The organism is Treponema sp. OMZ 838 (genome assembly GCF_000775995.1).
Lineage (GTDB): Bacteria > Spirochaetota > Spirochaetia > Treponematales > Treponemataceae > Treponema.
Genome location: NZ_CP009227.1, coordinates 2,635,036 through 2,657,220 on the forward strand (window position 1 = coordinate 2,635,036; position 22,185 = coordinate 2,657,220).

At 44.8% G+C, this 22,185-nt stretch carries 21 protein-coding genes; 3 read left to right on the forward strand and 18 right to left on the reverse strand.

All coding sequences use genetic code 11. The features are described from left to right. Window positions 1-44: 44 nt before the first annotated feature. Window positions 45-584 carry a hypothetical protein gene (locus tag QI63_RS11905; protein ID WP_044016697.1) on the reverse strand — a complete coding sequence of 180 codons (540 nt, stop codon included), beginning with the start codon at window positions 582-584 and terminating at the stop codon, window positions 45-47. A 15-nt stretch (window positions 585-599) separates the two neighbouring features. Then, entirely contained in the window at window positions 600-1,154 is a 555-nt protein-coding gene (locus QI63_RS11910; RefSeq protein WP_044016699.1) for a hypothetical protein, read from the reverse strand. Between the two features lie 365 nt (window positions 1,155-1,519). Here QI63_RS11910 and QI63_RS11915 point away from each other — a divergent pair, with 365 nt between their 5' ends. Together QI63_RS11915 and QI63_RS11920 are read left to right on the forward strand one after the other, a co-directional pair. Further along, window positions 1,520-2,152 carry a hypothetical protein gene (locus tag QI63_RS11915; protein WP_044016701.1) on the forward strand — a complete coding sequence of 211 codons (633 nt, stop codon included), beginning with the start codon at window positions 1,520-1,522 and terminating at the stop codon, window positions 2,150-2,152. A gap of 10 nt (window positions 2,153-2,162) precedes the next feature. Beyond that, on the forward strand, window positions 2,163-2,738 hold the full coding sequence (locus QI63_RS11920) for a hypothetical protein (RefSeq protein WP_044016703.1): 576 nt from the start codon (window positions 2,163-2,165) through the stop codon (window positions 2,736-2,738). A 207-nt stretch (window positions 2,739-2,945) separates the two neighbouring features. On the opposite strand, the gene QI63_RS11925 is transcribed toward QI63_RS11920, so the two are convergent. From QI63_RS11925 to QI63_RS11935, 3 genes are all read right to left on the reverse strand, one after another. After that, the gene (locus QI63_RS11925) at window positions 2,946-4,790 is read right to left on the reverse strand and encodes a methyl-accepting chemotaxis protein (RefSeq protein ID WP_081984447.1); all 1,845 of its coding nucleotides are present in this window, start codon (window positions 4,788-4,790) and stop codon (window positions 2,946-2,948) included. Between the two features lie 153 nt (window positions 4,791-4,943). Continuing rightward, on the reverse strand, window positions 4,944-7,022 hold the full coding sequence (gene fusA, locus QI63_RS11930; protein ID WP_044016705.1) for an elongation factor G: 2,079 nt from the start codon (window positions 7,020-7,022) through the stop codon (window positions 4,944-4,946). Between the two features lie 568 nt (window positions 7,023-7,590). After that, on the reverse strand, window positions 7,591-8,193 hold the full coding sequence (locus QI63_RS11935; protein ID WP_044016707.1) for an SAM-dependent methyltransferase: 603 nt from the start codon (window positions 8,191-8,193) through the stop codon (window positions 7,591-7,593). Between the two features lie 64 nt (window positions 8,194-8,257). Here QI63_RS11935 and QI63_RS11940 point away from each other — a divergent pair, with 64 nt between their 5' ends. Then, the gene (locus QI63_RS11940; RefSeq protein WP_235619717.1) at window positions 8,258-9,217 is read left to right on the forward strand and encodes a polyprenyl synthetase family protein; all 960 of its coding nucleotides are present in this window, start codon (window positions 8,258-8,260) and stop codon (window positions 9,215-9,217) included. Between the two features lie 135 nt (window positions 9,218-9,352). Here QI63_RS11940 and QI63_RS11945 read toward each other — a convergent pair whose 3' ends face one another. The 13 genes from QI63_RS11945 to QI63_RS12005 form a co-directional block, all read right to left on the reverse strand. Continuing rightward, window positions 9,353-10,705 carry an ABC transporter permease gene (locus QI63_RS11945; RefSeq protein ID WP_044016709.1) on the reverse strand — a complete coding sequence of 451 codons (1,353 nt, stop codon included), beginning with the start codon at window positions 10,703-10,705 and terminating at the stop codon, window positions 9,353-9,355. Beyond that, the gene (locus tag QI63_RS11950) at window positions 10,702-11,382 is read right to left on the reverse strand and encodes an ABC transporter ATP-binding protein (protein WP_044016711.1); all 681 of its coding nucleotides are present in this window, start codon (window positions 11,380-11,382) and stop codon (window positions 10,702-10,704) included. The genes QI63_RS11945 and QI63_RS11950 overlap by 4 nt, the downstream gene beginning before the upstream one ends. After that, window positions 11,375-12,655, reverse strand: a complete 1,281-nt coding sequence (locus QI63_RS11955; protein ID WP_044016714.1) for an ABC transporter permease — start codon at window positions 12,653-12,655, stop codon at window positions 11,375-11,377. Before QI63_RS11955 ends, QI63_RS11950 begins: the two co-directional genes overlap by 8 nt. Beyond that, on the reverse strand, window positions 12,652-13,473 hold the full coding sequence (locus tag QI63_RS11960) for a hypothetical protein (protein ID WP_044016716.1): 822 nt from the start codon (window positions 13,471-13,473) through the stop codon (window positions 12,652-12,654). The genes QI63_RS11955 and QI63_RS11960 overlap by 4 nt, the downstream gene beginning before the upstream one ends. Continuing rightward, entirely contained in the window at window positions 13,470-14,351 is an 882-nt protein-coding gene (gene ftsY, locus QI63_RS11965) for a signal recognition particle-docking protein FtsY (protein ID WP_044016718.1), read from the reverse strand. The genes QI63_RS11960 and ftsY overlap by 4 nt, the downstream gene beginning before the upstream one ends. A gap of 78 nt (window positions 14,352-14,429) precedes the next feature. Then, the gene (locus tag QI63_RS11970) at window positions 14,430-15,887 is read right to left on the reverse strand and encodes a PEGA domain-containing protein (protein ID WP_044016721.1); all 1,458 of its coding nucleotides are present in this window, start codon (window positions 15,885-15,887) and stop codon (window positions 14,430-14,432) included. Further along, window positions 15,884-17,021, reverse strand: a protein-coding gene (gene prfB, locus QI63_RS11975; RefSeq protein WP_144389690.1) for a peptide chain release factor 2 whose coding sequence is annotated in 2 segments (ribosomal slippage) — window positions 15,884-16,948 and window positions 16,950-17,021 — 1,137 coding nt in all. Because the reading frame shifts where the segments join, the coding sequence is not laid out codon by codon here. Before prfB ends, QI63_RS11970 begins: the two co-directional genes overlap by 4 nt. A gap of 41 nt (window positions 17,022-17,062) precedes the next feature. Then, complete coding sequence (gene cas2, locus QI63_RS11980) at window positions 17,063-17,347, reverse strand: CRISPR-associated endonuclease Cas2 (protein WP_044016724.1); 285 nt, start codon at window positions 17,345-17,347, stop codon at window positions 17,063-17,065. A gap of 276 nt (window positions 17,348-17,623) precedes the next feature. Next, window positions 17,624-18,304, reverse strand: coding sequence for an energy-coupling factor transporter transmembrane component T family protein (locus QI63_RS11985; protein ID WP_044016727.1), 681 nt, complete (start codon window positions 18,302-18,304; stop codon window positions 17,624-17,626). Then, on the reverse strand, window positions 18,291-19,064 hold the full coding sequence (locus tag QI63_RS11990; protein ID WP_044016728.1) for an ABC transporter ATP-binding protein: 774 nt from the start codon (window positions 19,062-19,064) through the stop codon (window positions 18,291-18,293). Before QI63_RS11990 ends, QI63_RS11985 begins: the two co-directional genes overlap by 14 nt. A 34-nt stretch (window positions 19,065-19,098) precedes the next feature. Beyond that, complete coding sequence (locus QI63_RS11995) at window positions 19,099-19,638, reverse strand: biotin transporter BioY (RefSeq protein ID WP_044016731.1); 540 nt, start codon at window positions 19,636-19,638, stop codon at window positions 19,099-19,101. Window positions 19,639-19,665: 27 nt separating this feature from the next. Continuing rightward, window positions 19,666-20,442 carry a hypothetical protein gene (locus tag QI63_RS12000; protein ID WP_044016732.1) on the reverse strand — a complete coding sequence of 259 codons (777 nt, stop codon included), beginning with the start codon at window positions 20,440-20,442 and terminating at the stop codon, window positions 19,666-19,668. A 53-nt stretch (window positions 20,443-20,495) separates the two neighbouring features. Beyond that, window positions 20,496-22,166: a CoA-disulfide reductase gene (locus QI63_RS12005; protein ID WP_044016735.1), complete on the reverse strand. Its 1,671-nt coding sequence runs from the start codon at window positions 22,164-22,166 to the stop codon at window positions 20,496-20,498. Between the last annotated feature and the right edge of the window lie 19 nt (window positions 22,167-22,185).

Genomic DNA, 22,185 nt, shown 5'->3' on the forward strand with positions numbered 1-22,185 from the left:
TTATGTTGTTAATTCTCCGATATAGTGCATTATCATTTTCTTCGTTATTTCTTTTCTTCGATAAAATTAATTACGTCTAACCAACCGTCATCTTTTGCATCATAAGCCCAGCGTTTATTCGTCAAGGATTCAAGAGCATCAATGCTTTTATGTAAAGCCTCGGACATTTCTTTTCTCTTATCTGCAGGAATCGAATTTAAATATGTATCGCTTATTTTGAATCTGACATTTTGGAGAAAACTGACCGTATCTACATAGGTACTCGAATCTTCAAAAACTGTATTTTCAGGGAAACATTTTATTACGGTTTCAAAGGCCGCTTTCATATCGGATAATTTTAATGCTGCCAATGTGTCGGGAACATACCGGATAAGCTGCGGATAATTACAGATAAATTCCCACCAACCGTCACCCTTCCAATTTCCTATGATGTTAACGGCAATATGAAAAAGAAATAAGTCTTCATCGGTTTGATTTTTAATTTCTTCTATTTCTCCGATTTCCCATAGTTTATCCGACACTTCCGCAAAGAATCTTTCATTAAATTTTTTTTGATTTTTAATTAATTCTTTCAGTGTCAGCATTTTATTTCTCCTATTTTAATATTTCGAAACATCACATCCGAGTTTCTTTAAATTGTTCATTTGTTTTTGTTGATGTTCTGGCGTGCCGGTGCCGATTAGAACGTTGCTGTAAATTTCACTTGTAGGCCAATCATCGTAATAATTATTGAGGAACTGAGGGACTTTTTCATACATAGGTTGAATGATTGAAACAAATCCCTGTTTAAGGCATTGAACATATGTTTCTTCATCAAGTATTTCAGTATGGCCGTATTTGTCAAATGAAGTTCGGCGGTTGAGGGCTCCTTCAATGTCCCAAGGTGTAAATACAACTAAATGCAGAGGATGGCTCCAGCGTTCAACATCCGTTTTATCGGGCGAAGGAAAAAGTTTTCTCCAAATGCCTCTTTTTACTGCATAACTACCGGTAGAAATATACAGGCGATACGGTGTATTTTCAAATGCTTCTTCGGATATTTCACCGAAAACAGGTTCGAATACTCCATACAAATCACAATTTAAAAGGCGGGCATAATAGGATTTTTCGCCTGCATCTATTTCGTAAATTGCGCCAAGTTCGTATCGTGCCATTTTATGCCTTCCTTAAAATGCAACAGTTGAACAAAGTATCAACTTTGGAAACTGTTGCATTCGTACGCGATAGCGCATATACAATCTGCGATGTTTGCGATAAGCAAACTCGACGTGTTTTTCAGCGGCGCTATTTGCAGCGCTGAAAATAAACGTTCTTTTAAAGTATTTGTTTCTTTTGCCATGTAAAAGCCCTTCACCAATTAAATATTGTTTATATTATATCATTTTTAAGCTGGTTTTTCTATAACAAGACTAGCTGTTCTTATACTCTTTAAACGATGGAAAAACACCGTAAAATCATGTATAATTTGATAAACTAAAAACGGATATGACTTATATTCGGATTAGGGGAGAGAAAATAAATGACCACTAAAAAATTTGCTCAGTATATGGAAAAACAATGCAAAGGAATAAATAATTTTTCACTGGAAGCCATTTTTGAAGAGTATATTGTACTTGTGTCAGGGAAACGAATCGGAGTGCTGTATCAGGAAAAGTTTTATGTCCTTTATGCACCAACTTTTGAAAAAACAGAAAATATACAGCCTTGTTTTAAACCGGTAAATTTATTTAATTGGAAGTATTATCAATTTATTGAAGTTACAAATCTTGAAGATAAGGAGAATCTTGAAAAAATCATACATTATGTCTATTATGAATTATATTTTCTAAAAGAAGTTGTCCTTGATATAGGATTTTTATTTCAAAGTTATAGAGGTTATCCCGAAACTATTTATACTCTATATGAAGAAAATATTACATTCCTTAATTTTGCCTATGAAAAAAAGCTGATAAAGGAAAATCCTGTAGACAGAGAAGGCAGAATTGTAAAACTTTTATATACGAATCTCGATTTAACCGAAACCGGACAGAAAATTTTATATGACTTATATAATAAATGGCTGACCTATACGGATAAAAATGATGCCGATTCTTTAAAAAGAGCACGGAATATAAAACAATTGGAGAAGTATTATCAAAAACTGGTTGGATAAAAATAGATAGATGGACACGAGAATGGATAACCCAAATTTTAATATTCAAGAATGGGTAAATTTGAATTCTTATACCGACAGTAAAGGCTGGAAAGGATATTGCAGAAGAAATAAGCCTTTTACTATTTTTCGCGCAAATAAAATAGTCGGTTATTTTATGCATTTTTTTAAAAAACATACAAATAATATAATCATAGTTTCTAATATTTTCAAAGTAAAAGAATATAATCTAAATAAGAGCAATATAAACAATTACATAAAATACATAGAAAAGTATCTGATTGATTTTGGATATATAAAAACAATTAGCGCTTCTATTTACGATAATGATAATTGTTTATCTTTGGGATTCAAAAAATTTCTCACTACGGATTATGATGTTATATCTATGTTCTCTTTGTTAATGATGATGGATGAAGGAATTGACGGGCATTGTTTTTTTGTTTTTGATGAATTAGGACTTATTGCTTATCCTCATGATGATACAGGTTTTGGATTTATACGCATCAAAAATACGAAAGTTCACTATGAGGATTTGTTTCTTAAAAATGTATCTCAATTTTCAGATTTTACGAGCGTTTGGTAATAAAAAAGCCTTGCAAATCGGCTGTCAGATTTTTAAGCAAGGATTAAAGATAAAGAAATTATTTTCGATTATCCGCGTCAATTTATTAATGTTGATAGTAAAGATATGAAGCTGAGATTTGATCATTTTTATACTAATGAAGAAGGGAACTTCTTAAGTACCTTTTCTATTATGTGTTACAACAGAAGCTCCCCACGTATTTCTTACTTACAGCGACAGCTGTTCAAGATATTTCATAATGTTTAATACGGCGTTCCGGTTCTTTGCACTGCTGTCGATAACCTCTCCGATGATCGTTTTTATTTGTTTTGTGCCGTCATTGACGATATTCATCGTACTGTCGATATTTTGAGAAATTTCAACAAGCCTTGTCATTTCTTTACCAACTTCCGTATTACCTGAGCGTATTTGTAAAGAACTTTGCTTAACCTTTGCCGTTATGACATTGATTTCTTTGACAGCTTCGAGCACTTGTGCATTACCGTCATTTTGTTTCGTCACCGATTCCATAATAGTATTACTACCGCTATTAACCGTCGAGAGTTGCCGCATAATTTCTGCAAACTGAATAGCAGTTTCTTCCGCAACCGAATTCAATGCTTCAATTTTTTCTTTCAGTGTTTTCAACACTGTCGTAATGGTCTTGCCTTGCGTGCTTGATTCTTCTGCAAGTTTCCTAATTTCATCAGCGACAACCGCGAACCCCTTGCCGATATCCCCTGCATGAGCTGCCTCGATTGCGGCATTCATTGCAAGCAAGTTGGTTTGACTTGCAATATGTTGAATGACATTGCTCGCTTCCAGCAAGCCTTCAGATTCTTCACTGATGTTTTTTACAATGGTATGAGCATTCGATACTGCGGTATTACCGGCATCGGCAGCACTATTTAAAAGTTTAATCGAATCAACGGTATTTTCTATCGTGTGAGTAACCGATTGAATATCGGCAACCATCCGTTCAATAACGAAAACAGCTTGGCCGATAGAAGTCGATTGTGTTTCAATACTATTATCAAGGTCTTCGATATTCTCTATAGCTTGATGGATGTTTTCCTGCATTTCTAAAACACCACTCGACTGCTCTTTAATATGATCCCGCACAAAAGATACACTCTCGCCAATCTTCTCAGCAGCCGTAGAAGTTATCTTCATATTGGAAGACAACGCCTCTGCCGTATGAGTTGAAACGGTAACACTTTCATTCAGTTCTGTTAAGAAGTTTTTATTAAATGTAAGTAATTTATTAAAGTCTAATAATAACAGAGCTATATCATCCCGTGTCCATGCACTAAGCATTTCTTGCCGATAATCTCCGTTTGCTAATTTTCTAATAATTTGCTGTATCAACGCTATTCTTCTTTCAAATGAACGTATGATGGCCAATAAATTAAATACTGAAAAAACTAAACCATATATAAAAAGCGGTAAAACTGCTGTAATCAGCTTGGTATGGGTATCATGTTGCTGGTACCGTACAATCGGTGCAAGCACTAAAAGAACAACTGCAAAAATACAGGTAACGGACATAAACGCCACGCGCTTTAACATAGAAAGAGAGAGCGTACCTTCTTCGATTGGAACGAATGATGCCCATTTTTCAAAACTTCTAATCGTACTTGAAGCAAACAAACTTCCGATTAAAAAAATATTTCCAATCGTACTAAAGACTGCGGATAAGAAGATGCCGACATTTCCTATCAACCCCATTTCTATAGAAATAAAAAAAGGAATGGTAAAGGCTATTACAAGCGGGATAATCATAACAAGTCTTTCATATAGTACGATATACTTTTTTGCTTTGTCCGGATTCCGTTTCCAGTCTATGATTGCAGGAATCATAATTTTGTAACGTATGATAGGATTGATCGCTGCCAACAGGATGCCGATAATAAAAGCTTTTGTTCTGACAACCTCGCTTAAACTACCGGTACTCCCAACGAAAGGTGAGGTAACAAAATTCGCCGCTATCCATCCGAGATTTGTACATAAATCAAAAATAAGAATGCTTTTAGGAGGATTTTGATATTCCTGCATTGCTGTTGTTTCTGCCATAATATTCTCCTTTCTGTGTATATGGTACAACTTTTTTATATGGTGGAAACGGGAATGTCCCAAAAGTTTCTGTCTTTCGGGACATCCTCAACAAACTTAAAATTAAATTTTTATTTATCAATGACTTAATTTTAAGTATTGCAGCTAAAGATATTACTCGTCTTGTTCTTCGATAAATGCCTTGGCAGCGGCAACTACTTCATCGGCAATTTTACCGGATATCGGATCGTAATGATCAAACGACATTTCGAAAGAGCCGGTACCGCTGGTCATTGAGCGCAGATCGATAGCGTAGCGGAGCAATTCTTTGTGCGGTACCTGCGCGCGAATTTCTTCAATACCGTTTGCAAGTTGAGACTGTCCGAGAATGCGACCGCGGCGTGAAGAAAGATCGCTCATAATATCGCCGAGGTAGGCCGTTTCCACATAGACCGTTAAATTCATAATCGGTTCCAGAAGGATAGGACCTGCATTACGCATTGCATTTTTGAATGCGTTTCGGGCGGCGATCTTAAAGGCCATTTCGGAAGAGTCTACCGGATGCTCTTTACCGTCCAACACCGTCGTACCGACATCGACAACGGGATAGCCCGCCATGACACCGTTCTCCATTGCTTCTTTTACGCCCTTTTCAACACCGGGAATGTAGCCCTTGGAAATCGCACCGCCGAATACCGCATTGGTAAAGCTGTATTTTGCGCCGCGCTCCAGCGGTTCAATCGCCAGTACGACTCGTCCGAACTGTCCGTGTCCGCCCGACTGTTTTTTATGCGTATACTCTGCTTGCGCTTTTTGCCGAATGGTTTCGCGGTAGGCTATGCGGGGAATAGAAGTTTGCACTTCAATCTTTGTCTGCTTTTTAATGCGGTCAAGCACGATAGAGGTATGCAAGTCTCCCATGCCGGAGAATACATTCTGCTTTGTTTCGGGGTTGTAGACAAAAGAAAGCGTCATGTCCTCCTCGCAGGCGCGGAGCAGCTGCTCGCCGAGTTTGTCGTCGTTTTTCTTATCGAGGGCGGCAACTGCAAGCGAATAGATAGGATCGGGATTGCGCAGTTTTACAAACGGCGGGCAATCTTGAGAGGCGGCAAGTGTATCGTTGGTTTTTGCTGCCGCAAGTTTAACCGCGACGCCGACATCTCCGGCTACAAGTTCTTTTACTTCGGTCAGTTTCTTTCCCGCAGCGCGGTATAACTTACCGACGCGTTCTTTCTTTTGTTCATTGATGTTATATACTTCTGCATCCGATACGAGCGTACCGGTAATAACTTTGATGTACGAAAGCCGCCCGGAAAACTGATCATTTGCGGTTTTAACGATAAAGCCGGAGAATGCAGGCTCCTGATCGATTTTGATTGTACACTCTTCTTCACCCTTTACCGCACGTTCCAAACAGCCTACAGGAGAAGGCAAAATCTCGGTGATAAAGCGTAAAAGAGCCGTTAACCCGAGTCCTGTTTGCGCGGCTCCGGCAAAGATCGGCACAATTCTATTGTTCTTCATCGCGAGCGTGAGCCCCTTGGCAATTTCATCGCTGCTGAGTTCGCCTTCGTCGATAAATTTTACCAATAAATCTTCGTCGCCTTCCGCTGCAGCCCCTGCGAGTACCTCGCGCATTTCTTCATATTGTTTTTTTGCCGAATCGGGAATAGGTATTTCCTTTTCTTTACCGTTTGAATCTGTTTGATATGCCGTACCGTGGAGTACGTCAACAATACCGGTAAACTCGGCGCCTTTTCCTATCGGGAAGGTAACCGCAAAGACATCCGCCTTGAACTGTGTTTTTACATCCTGCATTGCGTGATTAAAGTCAGCACGGTCTTCATCCATCTTATTAACAAAAACCAAACGGGGTTTATTCCGGCGGTCAAGGTCTCTCCAATATTTAATGGTTTCAATCTGTACTCCCGATTTTGCATCGAGTACCATCAATCCCGTTTCCGCCGACCGGAAAGCCGCGATAACTTCGCCCATAAAGTCCGAAGAGCCGGGAGTATCCCAGAAATTGATTACCGTATCGTTCCAATTTGTTGACACTAATGCCGAATATATCGAAATTTTCCGCTCTATTTCTTCGGGTGTATAGTCGCTGACCGTTTTACCGCCTGCAACCGATTCTGCCCGTGCAATTGTACCCGTTACTGCCGCAAGATTTTCAATAAGTGTTGTTTTGCCGGACTGTCCGTGCCCTGCAATCGCAATCGTTCTTATGTTCTCTGTTCCAATTCCCATCACGAAGCTCCTCATACGATGTTAAAATTATCTATACTATATATTGTAAGGGCTAGTGATAGGAGTTGTCAAGGAAATAATCGAGAACTTCAAAGTTAAACGCATCAGGCCGTTTTTTTAACATCCCTGCGGAAAAATTGAAACTATTCGACCAGAACTGTCAAGGATGGCAGTAGTTCCATACAGCAGCGATGTTTTGTGCGTGCACAAAACTCGCCTTCAACTGTTGTACACGGATGTACAACAGTTGAAGATGGTTCAAATGGTCTCATCGTTTCAATTTTTCCGCAGTTTTTATCTACTCTGCCTGATGCGTTTACCCATCTGCCAAAAAAAGATGTACGAAATTTTATTTCCTTAAAATGCAACAATTGAACAAAATATGAATTTTGGAAACTGTTGCATTCGTGCGCGAAAAGCGCACACATCAATGCGCAAGTTTTCGAAAGAAAACTTGACGGTTAAGGTGAGCGGCATCATTGTAGACGCTCACCTTATACCTATGAAATTTCGTACAGGAGGAAGACAACCGCTTAAAATACTTGTACTGCGGTTGTCCTACGAGAGCTTACACACGGCTTTTAAAGTCTAGGCCGAGTAGGTAGGTTTCGAAGCTGCTGCGGCGGCATGCTTCGGGCTTAAAGGCGCGGGCGGTTTTAAATAGCTTTCGCATCTGCTGTAGGTACTGCTGTTCGCTGCCGCCTTGAAAGATTTTAACGACAAAGCTGCCGTGAGCTTCAAGTTGTGTTTCGGCATAGTAAAGCGCCATATCGACAAGGGCGGCGGAGCGAGCGGTATCGACGGTTTTATTGCCAGTGGTGGCGGGCGCCGCGTCGCAGATAACGGAACGGTAGGGGCCGCAGTTTTTTACCGCAGCCGCCATAGCAGCCGCGGTCAGATCTCCTTGGAAAAACGAAAGCCGCGGATCCCGTATCGATTCCGAAAGGGGCTGCAAATCCACTGCACAGACGCGCCCTTCCGGAGAAAGAAACCTGAGCAAAAATGTTGTCCAGCTCCCCGGAGCGGCGCCAAGGTCAAGCACGCTGTCATTTTTCCCGAATAGATTAAATTTTTTTTGCATTTCTTCTAATTTATAGACCGACCGCGCAGGATAACCTTCCGCAAAAGCCTTCCGCGACCAATAGTCCGGTTCCCGATACTGATTTCCCATCTGTTCCTTTTTTTACCCCAAAAGAGTAGTTCTCTATCAATAAAATATAAGATATAATAGTAGTATGAATGATGAATTTAAGCAACGGCTTGAAAAGATTGAAGGCGCACTGCGCACTGCATTTTTACCCGATGTACCGGAGACCGCTGCAGAACAAAGTCCTATAGCACTTTTATCCGCTCCGTGCGCCTCGTTGGTGTCCGGCGGCGGAAAACGTTGGAGACCGCTGCTTGCGGTTCTTGCCTATCAGCTTGCAGGGGGCAGCGGTGATGACATTTACACACTTACGCCGCTCATAGAAGGAATCCACACAGCAAGTCTTATCCATGATGATATAGAAGACAATTCCGAACTGCGCCGCGGACAACCTGCCGCACACGTGGCCTACGGACTCGATTCGGCGCTCAATTCAGGCAGCTGGCTTTACTTTCGGGCATTGCAATCGCTCGAAGACTATCAGGCTCCTGCCGGCATAAAGCTCGATTTATATGCCGCGGCGCTTACGCATATCCGTTCCTTGCATGAGGGGCAGGCACTCGATATCCACTGGCATCGGACTGCCGGCTTTTTTCCCTCACGGCAGGATTATGAGCTGATGATCAGTTTAAAGACCGGGGCGCTCGCTGCGCTTGCAGCCTATACCGGTATGCGTGCTGCGGGAAAAGAACATGAAGAAAGCAATGTTTTTGCATCGCTTTTTGCAGGAGCCGGAATCGGTTTCCAGATACTCGATGATGTAAAAAATATCAGCACGGGAAATGCCGGAAAAAAACGCGGCGACGATATTGTGGAAGGGAAAAAGAGTTTACCTGTAATCCTGCATATCGAAAAACATCCGGAAGATGCTGCGGCGCTTACCGCTTATTTTGAACAAGCGCGGCAAGAGGGCATTGATTCCCCTGCGGTAGAAAAAGCGATAGCATTGCTGGGCTCAAGCGGTTCGATTACCGAAGCAGAAAAGCAAGGAAAAAAAAGATCGATTCCGTACTGGATCAGCTTGATGCACGGTACGGTAGCACGGTAAAAAAGATATTCGAATCGCTCTTTAACCTTATGCAGGGGCGGAGAACCTTTTAAAAATCGACAACTGCTTGAAGACTATAGGGCACCTCTATTCCGAAGGATGCGAAGCAAAGATAACCGAGGTTTTAGAGGTGTCCTATACTTTCCGCATACTGTCCAAGGGTTTTTCTTTACCTGCATATACGGCAGGCAGCAGGCAGACAATCACCGACAGAATGAGCGTTCCGGCAGCAATTATATACAGTTCAGCCGCATTTAAGGAAATGGGAATATATTCCAAATAGTATTCGGGCGCTAAGAGACGGATAGTTTCGGGGCTGCCCGTTTTTCCCAGCATATAATAGAGTGCGCTCTGTCCCGCATTGATTACATGTTCAAAAGCAACAAACAATTCGTTGATGTGTAAGGCCGCAAGGATACCGCCGGTTAAGCCGATACAGAGCCCTGCCGCTCCCGTAAAGAGACCTGCAATTAAAAACGACAGGGTAATAAAAAACGGATGCGCGCCGGTCGCTTTAAGAATTGCAATTTCCTTCCGCCGCTCCATGATGAGCATCACCATTGCCGACGAAACATTGACCGAGGCAGCAAGAAGAATCAAAAACATGATGAACATCAAAAGATTCTTTGAAGTCTGAAATGAATAAAATTGAGAGCGGTTTAGATCCTGCCACGTATATACCGAAAATCCCGCCGGCAACAGTTGCTGAATGGTATCTTTTGCGTCCATAAGCAAAGTATCATTAAAAGGATCTGCAATGCTGACCGTAAGAGCGCTCAACGAGGACTGAGGCGACAACACTGCATCGGCAGATGCCAATGGGATAAAAATCCATAATGCATCCAATTCCTGATAACCGGAGGAAAGAATACCGCCAACCTTAAAACGGGTGAGCTTCGGTTTTGTCTGATTACCTGAATACTGCGGAAGTAGCGTGAGCAGCGAGCAACTGTCCCCGACTTTAAGACCGGTTTGCTCCGCAATCTTTTTGCCGAGCAAGATAGAACGGGTACCGTCGAACTCAAGACTGCCGTCTACCACCGTTAACAGGTTCCGTGCAGCGGGATTTTCAGTAAAATAGCCCGCATCTATCGCCCGTATTGTGCCTCCGCTACGGCCGGTCTTGCCGATAAGTAAACCGGTACCTTCCTGCTGCCGCCGAGAACCGGTGAGCACCGGATGTGCGTTCATGCGGATTGAATCAAAAACCTCTTGAGCGCTCTGCTTCCGGTCATCGGCGGTTTGTGCGCTGCGGGGTGCAGGACGCAGATCGAGTACCTGCAAATGCCCGCTGCCGAGTTCAATCATGCGGGAGGTAATACCCTTGATCATCCCGTCTGACACCACAAGCACGATAACCAAGGGGATAATACTGATACCGATTCCCCAGACAGCGCCGATTAAACTCTTCCGCGCGTTTGAAACTGCCTTTCCCGCATTCAGCCCCAGATACCGCAGCGCCAGCTTCCATGCCAATAAAAAGTTCATAAGAGCTGCAGCTTCCCTTGCTCAAGCCGGTAGCACAGGTCAGTGTCGACGGCAATCCCTTGATCATGCGTTACGATGATAAGCGTTTTACGGTGCTTATCCGCTATTGAAAAGAGCAGTTCCTGTACCCCGCGCGCATTTGCAGGATCGAGATTGCCGGTCGGCTCATCGGCTAAAATGAGCGAAGGGTCATTGATAAGCGCACGGGCAACGGCTGCCCGCTGCCGCTCTCCCCCCGACAGCTGAGCGGGAAAGTGATTGAGCCGCATTTCCAACTTGACATCCTGCAAAAGGGCAGCCGCCTTCTCTTTTACCTCTTTTTTCGGCATACCTGCGATAAGTGCGGGCAGCATCACATTTTCGATGGCGGTAAAATCTTTGAGCAAGTAATGAAACTGAAAGATAAAGCCGAGGTAAAAGCGGCGGTAGTCCGTCAATCCGCTTTCATTGAGCCGGTGCAGTTCATATCCGCCCGCAATAATCTCTCCCGAATCAGCCTGTTCCAAGCCGCCGACAATATTCAAAAAAGTGCTTTTTCCGCAACCGGACTCCCCTACTACGGCGATTTTTGCCGGTTGTTCGATTATCAGGTCTAAGTTATGTAAAATACGGATTGAGTCAGCCTCAGACTGAAAAGTTTTTGAAACGTTTGTCAGCGCTAAAATCGGTTTATTCATAGCGCAGCACCTCCGCAGGTTTAAGGGTTAGAATTTTTCGAGCTGCAATTGAAGCGGCAAAACTCGCAGAAAAGACGCCGAATAAGAATACTAAAAAAACTTCGCTGAAGAAAATACGCACGGGTACCGAATCGATGTAAAAGTATTGAGGACTGAAAATACTAAAGCCCGTAAAAAATGTGTGCTCCAACAAAATATTTGCCGCTTCAATGACGGCATTTACCAAATATTCAGCCAATAAAAAGACCCGATTGATGTCCGCGGAAAGCAGCAGTCCTAAAAGCAAGCCGATGGAAGCGCCCAAAAGCCCGATCGTAAAACCGTTAGCGATAAAGAGGGCTTGGATATGTTCTTTTTTAGCACCCAACGAAGCAAGTACCGAAATTTCTTCCCGCCGTTCATAGATGGAACGGCGCATTCCGTTGTAAATATTCACCGTAACCACCACAAAGATCAAAAAAACGAGCATAAACATCGTATTTTTTTCGATACGCAAGGCTCCGAAAAACGCTTGATTATAGGTGCGCCATGATTCTGCCTTCAATTCGGGCACGGCGGCAGAAATGCGGGCGATATATATCCCGTCAGCCTCCGAATTTTGAAGCTTTACTGCGGCTGACAGCTCCTGCTGAGTGCCGCACAGCAACGCGCCGGTCTCCGTTGACATAAAAGCAAAGCCTGCATCGATTGCATAATAGCCGGTCTTCATTAAACCGGCGACCGTGCATTCAGCATCCTCCGGAAAAATATCGGTATCCGCGGTGCCCGAAAGCGCGAGGAGCGAAATCTTATCTCCGGCAGAAACCGAAAGCATACGGGCAAGCTCGTATCCGAGCACAACGGAATGCGGCGCACTAAGGTTAAAGTCACCTTCCATCATTGTTACAGCGCCGGCAAAGCCGCGGTCATCGCTTAATATCGTTTCAGGTACGGCGCGGAGTATTGCCGGCTGCTGCCTGCCGTAGTTGCCCTGCATTATTGTTTGCGTCTCTGAAAATACATAAAAGGATTGGAACCCGCCTACGGCCTTCGCCTGTTCCAGAGCCGCTTCGGATCCGTACAACTGTACGTGCGCCGAGCTTACCTGCAAAATGGTATCGATAAAGCTGCGCTGAAAACCATTCATCACAGCAAGGATAACAATCAAGACCGTAACCCCGAAGGCAATCCCCAGTACGGAAAGGATTCCGGTAATCGCCGAACGCCCCTTGGTATCTGCGGCATTAAACCGCCGCAATACGAACAAAATCCATGCAAGATCAGTACGCTTCACGGTTCCTCTCCTACATATACTTCTTTATCATCAATATACAGGTGTATAATATGGGGAGTATTGTCCAACTCGATAAAGGCGGTTTTCTTTCCGTTCCGATATTTGGTTTGGGAAATAGCCTTATCCCCGTCAAACTCCCATACCGATTTGTCGATATTTTTCCTCGCGGTGATCGTCTGTTCAATCAGCTTACCGCCGCCGTTATAGATATTTTCCGTCTTTGATGTTAATGTTTTTTGTTCGTATTGCTCGATACTCAGCTCCCGTCCGTCATCATCATAGCAAAATATTTCCGAACTATCTGTGCGGAGTATCTTCTTTTTTGTAGGATGGCGGGTACGACCTTTATATGCCCACTCCGTTTTTTCAACTGCCGTACCGTCATTATAAAGCACTGCGAAGGAGGAGCGTCCCTGCCGGTCAAAACTTTCGTAATACCATTTATTACCGTCTGCAACGGTTAATCCTTTGCTATGAATTGAGGCGAAAGTCAAATCGGCCTGCTTATCGTTTTCGGCTTCTTTCCTATCAGCGCCTGCCGTTGAGGAAGCCGCTTCGCCGCTTTCAGTCTCTTTTCCGTCCGTGCCTATTGCCGGCGAGACGGAGCCGCTATCCTTTACGGCCTCAGTAGAAACCTTTTCTGTTTGGGGAGTATCTGCCGGCACTGTGTCTGCCGGAACATCCGAAGCAATATCTACCGGAATCTCCGGTGTTGTACCGGCCGGAACATCCGTTGATTCAATTCCGTCAGCAGCACCGAACGGCGATTGGCAAAGTACAACCGCTAAAATGAAAAAACAGAAAGCAACCCGTTTCATACCGGCATACCGATAAATTCGCGTAGATAGGTATCGGCATTGAAGGGCGCAAAGTCCCCGTATTTTTCGCCGGTACCGGTAAAAATGACCGGTAGATTCAGCTGCCGTCCCACACTGAGCGCGATACCGCCTTTTGCCGTTGAATCATATTTTGTCAGAATGACCGCATCGACTCCGACCGCCTCGTGGAAAACCTCTGCCTGCCTAAAGCCGCTCTGCCCTGCCGTTACATCCAGCACGAGTATTTTCTTGTAACACCCCTCATCGGTTTTCGATTCGGCGATCCTATTGATTTTTTGCAGTTCCCGCACGAGGTTTTCCTTATTATGGAGCCGCCCGGCGGTATCGGCAATAACGAGACCGCCTCCCTGTGCCCGCACTGCCTGTGCAGCATCAAAGATAACCGCTCCCGGATCCCCGCCGTACTGATGCGCAATAACCCGCACATCGAGCTGTTTTCCGTGATATTCAAGCTGCTCTATCGCGGCTGCCCTAAAGGTATCCGCAGCGGCAAGTATAATCGGCGATTCAAAGCGGGATTTAAAATACTGAGTAAGCTTAGCCGCAGTTGTCGTCTTCCCCACGCCGTTTACCCCCAGCAGCAAATACACGGAGGTTTTATCTTTTTCCGGCGTAAAAGAAGCAACCGGCAAAAAGGGAAGTAAAATATCATATAAAATCTGCAATACCTGTTCTTGTTGTTCAACCTTCCGTTTTTTACATTCCGCACGAAGTAGGTCTTCAATCTCGAATGCAAATTGAGCGCCGATATCGCCTTCTACCAATGTATCGGTGACGCTTTCAAAAAAAGAATCATCCAATCGGGAATGAATGCCGAACAGTTTCTTTAAACCTTCGGAAAAACTTCTTTTAGCCATATTTTTCTCCAGTATATCCGATATTTCTGTTGGGAACTTCCAAAAACCGAAATTTTTTAGAGGTTCGCCTTAAACCTGCTATAACTTACGAGCCTCTTTTGGAATACTCTGATCGGCAGCATATAGATACAGCCCAAGCTGTACCACATAGTTAATACCTAAACCGATTGTTATTCCCTGCATCACCGCAGAACTGATAAACAGTGCACGATATTTACTCTGCACTGCCGCATCACTCCCCAAACGGGAATCCGCGGCGGCTGAAGCCATATCTGCAGTAAGTCCCTGTAAAATCATAAAGATAGGGAGCGACACATAAAAGGCGCCGAGCGACCAGTACAGAACATTCCGCCGCCGGTCAATCAAGGTCTTGGTCTTTTCTTTATTGAGCATCGCTTGCAACTGATAGGTTGTCTGCCCTGGCTGCATAAAATCATGAGGTCGAAGTACAATGTAGGTTTTTACATCTTTATATGAAAAACTGATAGCTGTATTTTTACCTGCCGGAACATCGGTCTGAAACGGCGTACCGGCAAAATACTGCGTATGCAAAAAGACATCCGCATCGGGTTTTATAAACTGAAACCCGACGGAAATAAGGTTTTCTTTTTTTAATTTTATGTTCAGCAAATAATTTTGCCCTGCTTGAACCTCGATAGTCTTACCGGCTGAATCGTAACCGGCAGCAAGCACTTCAAGCCGATGACTGCCTTCATACATATAAAGAGACTTTTTTCCTGCTTCGAGCGGTTCGCTGTCCACATACACTTCCGCATCTTCCGGTTCGACTGTCAGCAAAACCTTTGCAGGCTGAGAATTTTTTACCGCCGTCATAATTTGCGCCGCTAATGAACGGGCAATTGTTTCGATTGATTGATACGGTCCCGCTTCGCTGAACCGGTAATCGGGCATACCCGGCAAACCGGTTGTCAATACAACAGACACATACATATACCCCGACAAATCCTGTATCGACCCGTCAATAACTGCGGAGATATTTTCGCTCTTCAACGCTTGCGAAATATTCGTATATTCGGGGAGCTCAAATACCTGTTGACCATCCTTCCATATCATAACAGGGAGTGTTTCCGCGGTAAAAGAAGTATCATTCAGTAATTTGTCGATTTTCTCTTGAGCTTTTTGAATATCCGCTTCCTTTGCGGTTATTTTCTTGTTGAACGCAGCGGTCTGCTTCAGCTTCTCTTTTTCGGACATTACCGCAAGATACAGCGAATCACGTTCTGCAATTAATGATGCCCGTTCGCGGATAAGTGCAAGTTTTTTCGCAGCATAATCTATGAGCTGCCGCGCTCTTTTTTCTTCGGGGGTTACAAGTCTGCTTGCAGGTACAGCGCAAAAAAGGTTGAGCATGGCGGGTAATGCGGTCGAGTACGATGCATATAATTCAGGCACATCGGTAAGTGTAAACTTTGATGCCGTAATTGACCATGTAGGAATCTCACCTTTTGTTTGAGCAATACCGCATAATGCAGTTACCGCCGCAATCAGAGCAACGAACAGCCGTTTTATTTTCATTCAGGACTGTCCTCATACATCAGCTGATTTGCCCATTGTTTTTTCAAAAAGTCTTCGATAAAGCCGTCTATATCACCGTCCATAACGGCTTGAATATTGCCTGTTTCATGTTTGGTACGGTGATCTTTTACCATTGTATAGGGCTGAAAGATATACGATCTGATTTGATTTCCCCACGAAATGCCTTTTTTTTCAGCAGCGAATTTCGCGTTCTCTTTTTCTTTTTCGTTGCGGTAGTATTCGTACAGCCGCGCTTTAAGCATACTCATCGCCGTTGCCCGATTGGAGATTTGGCTTCGCTCGTTTTGGCACGCTACGACAATGCCGGTAGGCAGGTGCGTCAACCGTACTGCCGAGTCGGTTTTATTGACGTGCTGTCCTCCGGCCCCTCCTGCACGATAGGTATCTACCCGTAAATCTTCCGGTCTGATATTTACCTCGATGGTATCATCCAACACAGGGAATACATACACGGAAGAAAAAGAGGTATGCCTGCGGGCGTTCGCATCAAACGGGCTAATCCGGATAAGCCGGTGTACGCCGGTTTCCGCCTTTAAGAAACCGTAAACATAGTCGCCGCTTATCTGTAGGGTGATAGACTTTAAGCCCTCATCGGCTTCCAGCTCATCAAGTGTTTCAACGGTAAAGCCGCGGCGCTCCGCCCAGCGGAGATACATACGGGTTAACATCCGTGCCCAATCGCATGCCTCGGTACCGCCTGCTCCTGCATGAACAGTCAAAAAGGCATCGCTGCCGTCAACCTCGTCGGAAAGAAGTGCCAGTGTATTGAGCTTTTCAAACCGTTCTTGAAGGTTTGTGAGCGACATATCGATTTCTTGAATGGAATCTGCATTATCATCCTCTCCGGCTTCTTGGGTGAGTTCATAGAGTGTTTGCAGATCTTCGATATCGGCAATGAGCTTTTCCCACGGCTCGATACGGTTTTTCAGTTTTTTAATTTCCGACAAGAGTTTTTCGGCACTTTTAGGATCGTTCCAAAAACCTTCTTGCCCCGCGACAACTTCTTTTTCCGCAATCCGTTTTTTTACCGCTTCGGAGTCAAAGACGCCTCCAGATTTCATCGACATCGGCCTTAAGTGCTGCAATCTGCGGTTTATATTCTTCCAATAACATGATCATCTCCTATCATATCCTATCATATCCTATAAAAACTTTTAGACTTTCTTAGGCGGACGGATTAAGAGTTTCCGCCACTTCTTTTTAGCAAGCGTGGAAATCGCCAATACCCCTTCGACAGGATACTGATATATGCGAATAACATCATAATAATCGGTTACCCGATCAATTTCGCGTTTAAGAGCAACCAATTGTTTCTCATTAACCGTAGAGGACTCCCAACACGCCCGCTGCATCCGTTCAAATCCATAAAAAGTTAACAATTCCGAAAGATGGGCAGCAGATTCCTCTCCGCCCGGATCTATCATTACCGATACAAACATATTAACGTATAGAATATAACAAACCGGCTTCTATTGTCAAAGGGCTTGCACCAAGAAGTCAGGGTAAACACATCAGGTCGGATGTTTAACACCCCGCGGAAAAATTGAGACTATTCGACCAGAGTTGAACCTCTTCGCGGTTCAAATGGTCTCACAGTCTCAATTTTTCCGCGGTTTTTATCTACTCTACCTGATGTGTTTACCCATTTACTGGAAAAATGTGCGAAATTTTAAACAAAATTTCGCACAGAAGGAAGGCAACCGCTAAAAATATTTTTAATACGGTTGCCCTGCACACCCCCGCAGTCGGCGGTTTTTGAGGGCTTTTTCGGCGGTAACGGCAAAGCGTAAGAGATTTTCAATAAGTGCAGGTAATAGAGAAGCAAACCGGCGGCAGGCACTGACAATATCGCGCCGCCGGCGGGTACGTGCATCGTAAGCATAGTTCAGTTGAGCCCACACCTCAAACACACGGGGAACGCACATCAATGTGATGGTAAAGAGCGTCGAAAAAGCACCGGTGTATTTCTTTCTGCAAAAGAAGCGTTCGATTTTTTCGCAGAGTACAAAAAACTCCAGCTTTGAAGTAGTTTCGTAAAATATCGAGGCGGTAAATAAGATAAGCACGAGCTTTTGCATAAACAACAGCGTTTCCGCCGTCATGGTTTTAAGCATATCTGCCGTCAGCGGCACACCGATTATCTTGATAAAAAAAATACAAAGTGCATAGATACCTAAAAACCGGCAATTTCTTTTTACCGTTAACCATGAAAGCTTTGCAGCAACGCTGACCAATACAAGAAAGAGTGCATAGACCGCCAGCAGCATTTGAGGTGCGCCGTATAAGACGAAGGAAGAAAGGCATAATACGCAGAATTTTACCCCTGCCGGCAGGCGGTGAATCATCGTATTTCGAGCCGTATATTGAAATAAAAAGTTATTTTTATCGACGGTCATCGGCCTTCCATACAAGGTCGGAAAATACACGGTATGAGCAGAGCGGATTCCGTATGCCGTATTGTTCAAGAATACCGCTCTGGAGTGCAGGCTCAGGTTCCGCGTTATAAACAAGATATCCCTTGTGCAAGATGATAAGCCGGTTCGCAAGTGCAAGCACTTTTTCCAGCTCATGGGTAAGTACCATAACCGTTTTCCCGTCACGCTGCAGCTGCTCTATCATTGCCGTTACCTGCACCACTCCTGCAAAATCGAGATTGGCAAAAGGTTCGTCAAAGATGATAACATCGGCTTCCATCATCAGGATACCGGCAACTGCAAGCCGCCGCTTCTCGCCCCCTGACAAACTGCGTGCGGGCGAGCGGCGCTTTTCGTACAAGCCCATCTGCCTCAGAACCGCTTCCAACCGCTGTGCAATGACCTCTTTCGGCAGCTTACTGTCCCGCATACCGAAAAGCGCATCTTCCTCGACGGTATCGCCGAGGATTTGAGCGTCGGCTTCCTGAAACACCAGTCCGATACGCAACTCACCGCCGTCTTTCCTGCTGCTGACTATCGAACCGGAGGAAGGAGTTTCCAATCCGGCAATAAGCGTCATCAGTACGGTTTTACCGGATCCGTTCGGCCCCGATACGACAACACAATCACCGTCATATACCGAGAAAGATATACCGTTCAGCACCGGACGTTCGGCACCGGTAAAAGATTTAGCTACATCGGTGAGCTTGAATAATTCATAGCGTTCTGAGGAAGACATCATCAGTATAATAGTCGGAGCATTGATAGAGGCTGGGTTATTCCGTATAGCGCCGTATAATCGGACGCAATTTGAGCGTAATCGGAACGGCAACAACCAGCTTAATCAGATCGGGCAGGATAAACGGCACAAACCCTTTCAGAAACGTATGCTGCCAGCTGAGATTCAGAACGTGCTTAAACCACAGAAGACCGAATACGTAGATAGACAAAAAGCTTAAAAGCCCTGCAACCGCAATGATACCGCAGGCGAGCGGCCACCGCTGTTCTTCCCTATAGAGCTTCATAATAAAACCGCCGACAACAGCCGCGGCAAGGTACCCGACTAAAAAGCCGCCGGTCGGACCCGCAAATACGGCAAAGCCTCCGTTGCCGCCCGAAAAAACAGGCAGACCGACGGCTCCGGCAACCAGAAAGAGCAGCACCGAAAGACTGCCGAACAGCGGCCCCAACAGCAAGCCGGCAAGCACTGCAAGCGCATTTTGCAGCACAATGGGAATCGGCCCGACGGGAATGGACATCATCCATCCCGCACAAATCAACGCGGCAAAAACCGCAGAAATAATACTTTTACGCATAGCGTATAACTCCTACTCAAAGATTACTTACAGTTTCGGCGGAATCAGTTTCCAGCTGCCGTTAATATTTTCCAAACCGTAGACAAGCAGCGAAACATTTGCCTGTTTCATAATAACATCGACCCGTGTCGGGGAAACGAACTTGATATCGTCTACCCGTACATTCTGACGAGAAGGTACAAAAACATACATAAAGTAATCACGCAGCGATTTAAGCTTGATCCCTTTAACCGGTAAGGCCTCGGAAACTTTTCTAAGCGTCAAGGGTTGAGAATATTGTTGTTTATACTCTTCCGATAAGAACGTAGTCCATTGAGCATAGTCCTTTGTCGCTGTAATACGATTAAGCTTCTCGACAATCTTTTCCATCTCCGTTTTTGTTTGATCATAGGTTTCTTTTGTAATGGTAACCCCTTCAAACTCAGCAATAACGGTATTTTTTTCTTCGACAGGTTCAGGCTTCGCTTCAACAACCGGTTCTTTTTTCTCAATAACCGGTTCAGGCTTCGCAGGAGTCTCCTCCACCTTCGCAGGAGGTTCTTCCGCCTTTACCGGCGGTTCTTCTACCTTCGCAGGAGGCTCCTTCGTCTTAACAGGAGGCTTCGGCTTGACCGGAACCGCGGGTTTTACGGGTTCCCATTTTACCGGCGCTTCCGGTTCTTTGATCGGTTCAGGCTGAGGAGCCGGAACGGCAATCTCTTCGGACGGTGCAGGTTCCTTTTTTACATCAGGAGAAACAGATGCACACCCTGCCGCTATGCTTATGAAAAAGCTTAGCAATAAATATCTATAGATTATTTTCATGTCGCTATCCTATAGGTAAAAACGGTTTTGGTCAAATCATTACGCGATTACAATCATGACAAATGAGCCAATTCGTTATGGACTGCATTATACGTCATAAAACCGCCCGAAAGGTTCACCGTATGTTTATATCCGTTTTGCCGCAAAATCCGTTCCGCTATATATCCTCGCAACCCCATCCCACAGTTAATAACAACCGGCCGATCTTTCGGCACCTCATTCAGTCTACTTCGCAATGCAGTATGCGGTATGTTGACTGCTCCCGGAAGGGCGCCGCAGCTGAATTCTTCCGGTGTCCGTACATCAAGGAAGAATGCTCCCTGTTCCGCATATCGGGGAATATCCCGCCACGAGATAATCGTTGTTAAACCGTCGCGGTCGTTTTCCGCAATAAATCCGAGCATATTGACGGGATCCTTCGCAGAGTCAAACGGCGGCGCATAGGCATGCTCAAATTCGGCAAGATCGGAAATCGTACCGTTCTTTTTAATGTATGCGGCAATAACGTCGATTCTCTTGTCAACACCTTCTACACCGACCGCTTGTGCACCCCAGAGCCGGCCGTTTTCAGGATTATAGAGAATTTTAATCGACAACATAGAGGCATGGGGGTAATAACTTGCATGATGAGCAGCATGGGTTACCACCTGCTTATAGGGAAGCCCTGCCCTATCCAATGCCTTTTCGCCCAATCCCGTTGCAGCGGCGGTATAATCGAATATCCGGGCAATACTGGTACCGATTGTCCCGCAGTATGTTTTTTTATTGCCGTACACGATATTATCCGCGCAGATACGAGCCTGTTTATTCGCAGGTCCTGCGAGCGGAATTGTCGTATCGGTACCGAGCAGCGGACTTTTAAACGAAATCGCATCGCCGATAGCGTAAATATCCTTTTGAGAGGTTTCAAAATATTCGTTGACTTTTATCGCCCCATTCTGCGCAAGCTCGATATTGCAATCCTTTGCCAATTTGGTATCGGGGCGCACGCCGATCGAAAGAAGAACAGCATCGCATACAACCTCTTTACCCGACTGCAAACATACCGCTAAACCGGCGCTGCGCCGTTCAAACGCTTTTACCCCATCTTTTAGGTATAAACCGACACCCTTACTGCGGATATTCTCCTGCACGATGGCTGCCATATCGTAATCGATAACGTTCATCACTTGATCAACTGCTTCGATAATGGAAACATCCATACCTCGGCGGTGAAGATTCTCAGCCATTTCCAAGCCGATAAAACCGCCGCCGATTACAGCGACACGTTTGGTTGCAGGGTTATCTATTTTCTGCTTAATCGCATCGATATCGCTGACCGAACGCAGTGTGTAAATGGCATCATCGTTAATCCCGGGTATCGGCGGTTTAATGGGAGATGCCCCCGGGCTTAAAATCAGCGTGTCATAACTTTCGGCACCTTCCGCCCCGGTATCCAAATTTTTGACCGTTACCGTTTTGGAAGCGGGATTAATCGCCGTTACCTCATGCCGTACCTTTGCGGTAACGTTCAGCGATGCCTTAAACTTTTCGGGCGTCATCACAAAAAGAGCTTCGCGGTTTTCGATAACACCGCCGGCATAATAGGGAAGCCCGCAGTTTGCAAAACTGATATGAGATCCCCGCTCAAAGATAATAATCTCCGCTGATTCATCCAACCGGCGTAACCGCGCAGCAACACCTGCACCTCCGGCAACGCCGCCTACTATAAGATATTTCTTCATTTTTCCTCCATAAGTTTAT